The sequence below is a fragment of the Streptomyces flavofungini genome, from assembly GCF_041028215.1.
Lineage (GTDB): Bacteria > Actinomycetota > Actinomycetes > Streptomycetales > Streptomycetaceae > Streptomyces > Streptomyces flavofungini_B.
Genome location: NZ_JASKYR010000880.1, coordinates 1 through 2,824, shown reverse-complemented (window position 1 = coordinate 2,824; position 2,824 = coordinate 1). Strand labels below are relative to the sequence as shown.

Sequence of the window (2,824 nt, the reverse complement as noted above, 5' to 3'; positions counted from 1 at the left end):
GTGCGGACGCGGGGCGCCTCCGACCTGAGCACGGCGGCCACCGACCACTACGAGGTGCGGACGGCGGCGGGCGAGCGGCTCACGACGGTACGGCCCTGAGGCCGTGGGAGTACGGGCCTGAGGGCCCTCTCACTTCAGCAGGCGCGACATCCGCCGGTCCGCCAGCGGCTTCCCGCCCGTCTGGCACGTCGGGCAGTACTGGAGCGAGGAGTCGGCGAAGGACACCTCGCGGATGGTGTCGCCGCAGACCGGGCACGGCTCGCCGGTACGCCCGTGCACGCGCAGGCCGCTCTTCTTCTCGGCCTTGAGCTTTCCCGCCGCCAGGCCCCGCGAGCGCTCCACCGCCCCGCTCAACGTGGTCACCAGGGCTTCGTAGAGGCCGTGCACGTCCTCGGCGGTGAGGCTCGACGTCAGCTTGAAGGGCGACATGCGGGCCGCGTGCAGGATCTCGTCGCTGTAGGCGTTTCCGATGCCCGCGATGATGCTCTGGTCGCGCAGCGCGCCCTTGATCTGGCGGCGCTCGCCCGCGAGCAGGGCGGCGAACCGCTCCTCGTCGAAGTCCGGGGCGAACGGGTCGGGACCGAGGCGTGCGATGCCCTCGATCTCCTCGGGCTCCGGCGTCACGTACACCGCGAGGCGCTTCTGGGTGCCCGCCTCCGTGAGGTCGAAGCCCTGCCGGGTGTCCAGGGCCACGCGCAGCGCCAGCGGGCCCTTGCCGGGCCGTGGGAGGCCCTCGGGGAGCGGGTCCCGCCACTGGAGCCAGCCCGCGCGCGCCAGGTGCGTGACCAGGTGCAGCCCCTCGGCGTCGATGTCGAGGAACTTGCCGTGCCGCGTCACGCCGGTGACCGTGCGGTCCTCCAGGGCGAGGGGCGGCGGGTCGTACGTCTTGAGGACGTTCACCGCGACGGGCAGGACACGGGTGATCCTGCGGCCGACCAGCTCATCCGTCAGGAAGCTCCGCAGCGCCTCCACTTCGGGCAGTTCCGGCATGGCTCTCCCTCATCCTCTTCGTTCTCCGGCGGGCATGGCTCTCACGGCCCGTCCCCCCGGTCCCTGGCGGGCATCACGAACTCGCACCAGACGCTCTTGCCACTGCCGCGCGCGTCCACGCCCCAGCCGTCCGCGAGCTGGTCCACCAGGAGCAGGCCACGGCCCGAGACGCCCTCCTCGCCCGCTTCCCTGCGGCGCGGCAGGGCGCTTGAGGAGTCCTCGACGTCGACGCGCAGCCGCCGGTCGGCGCCGCTCAGGACCCGCAGGGTCACGATCGCGGAGCCCTCGGTGTGCATCAGCGCGTTGGTGATCAGCTCGTCGGCGACCAGCTCGATCTCGTCGGCGCGCTCCCCCGCGCCCCAGGCGCGCACCGCGGCCCTGATCATGTGCCGTGCCTCGGTGAGCGCCTCCGGGTCGCCCGGCGCGACATGCTGCTGGAGGCGGCCGCCGGACCGGTGCGCCTCCAGCGGGCGGCGGCGCAGCAGGAGCAGCGCGGCGTCGTCCTCGCCGCCCCTGCCGTCGACGATGCCGCAGAGCCGGTCGGCGAGGTGCTGGAGGTCGCGGGGGCCGGAGGCGGCGAGCCTGGCGAGGGCCCGCATGCCGTCGTCCAGGTCGTGGCCCGGTTCCTCGACGAGGCCGTCGGTGCAGAGCAGCAGGGTCTGGTCGGGGTCGAGTTCGAGGGTGGTGACGGGGTAGTCGAGGCGCCCGAACTCGGCGGAGAGGCCGAGCGGCAGACCGCCGCCGACCGGCACCCTGCGGCAGGAGCCGTCGCTGAGCTGGAGGAGCGGGTCCAGGTGCCCGGCGCGCACGAACTGCACCACACCGGTGCCGAGGTCGGCCTCCGCGTACAGGCAGGTCGCGAAGCGGTCGGTGTCCAGTTCGTGCAGGAAGCCGGAGGCGCGGGCCATGACGGTGGCGGGCGGGTGGCCCTCGGCGGCGTAGGCGCGCAGCACGATGCGGAGCTGGCCCATGACGGCGGCGGCGTGGGTGTCGTGGCCCTGCACGTCGCCGATGACGGCGCCGACCCGGCCGCCGGGCAGCGGGATCACGTCGTACCAGTCGCCGCCGATGTCCCGGCCGAGCGCCGCCGAGCGGTACCGTACGGCGATCTCGGCGCCGGGGACGCCGGGGATGGTGCGCGGCAGCATGGCCTGCTGGAGGCCCTCGGCGAGGTCCTTCTCCTGCTCGTAGAACATGGCGCGCTGGAGGCTCTGGGCGATGCTGCTGCTGAGGGCGACGAGGACGTTGCGCTCCTCGACGGTGAAGCCGGTCTTGTCCTGGTAGAGCAGGCCGAGCACGCCGATGGGCCTGGCCTGCGCGATGAGCGGGAGGTAGGCGGCGGCGGTGATGCCGAGCCCGGCGATGTGCGGCCACAGCACCGGATAGGACTCGGCGAAGTCGCGCGCGGACTCGATGTAGCGCGGCGCCAGCGTGCGGACGACCTCGCTCATGGGGTACGGCTCGTCCACGCGGGTCAGCCGGGTGCCCGGCACGAAGCTGCCGGTGGGGCCCTCGGCGACCAGCCGGATGCGCCCGGCCTCCACGAGGCCCATGACGAGGTTGGACGCCCCCAGGTACGCCAGGCCGTGGGTGTCCCTGAGCACGTCGATGACGTCGCTGACCGTGCGGGCGTGCGCGAGGGCCGCGGTGGTCCCCTGCACGAGGCTGGTCCTGCGGCGCCGCTCGGCCTCCTCGTCGGCCTGTTCGCGCAGGGCGGGCGGGCTGTCGCCGAGTTCCCGGGTGGCGTCCCTGACGACGCCCACGATGCGGTGCGGGCGGCCGGTGCCGTCGCGGCGGACGCAGCCGTGCGTGTGGGTCCAGCGCAGGGTGCCGT

2 protein-coding genes are annotated in these 2,824 nt (G+C 74.0%); both read right to left on the bottom strand.

The genetic code is table 11. The features are described from left to right. Positions 1-129 precede the first annotated feature (129 nt). A complete protein-coding gene (locus AB8Z36_RS35940) occupies positions 130-990 on the bottom strand; it encodes an Fpg/Nei family DNA glycosylase (protein ID WP_369217588.1) in 861 nt (286 codons plus the stop codon). A 41-nt stretch (positions 991-1,031) separates the two neighbouring features. Next, positions 1,032-2,824: ATP-binding SpoIIE family protein phosphatase (locus AB8Z36_RS35935; RefSeq protein ID WP_369217587.1), on the bottom strand; the 1,793-nt coding region annotated here is incomplete at its 5' end.

Bases quoted from the DNA above. Each gene is read 5' to 3' on its own strand.
- AB8Z36_RS35940 (WP_369217588.1), bottom strand. From the start codon at position 990: ATGCCGGAACTGCCCGAAGTGGAGGCGCTGCGGAGCTTCCTGACGGAT.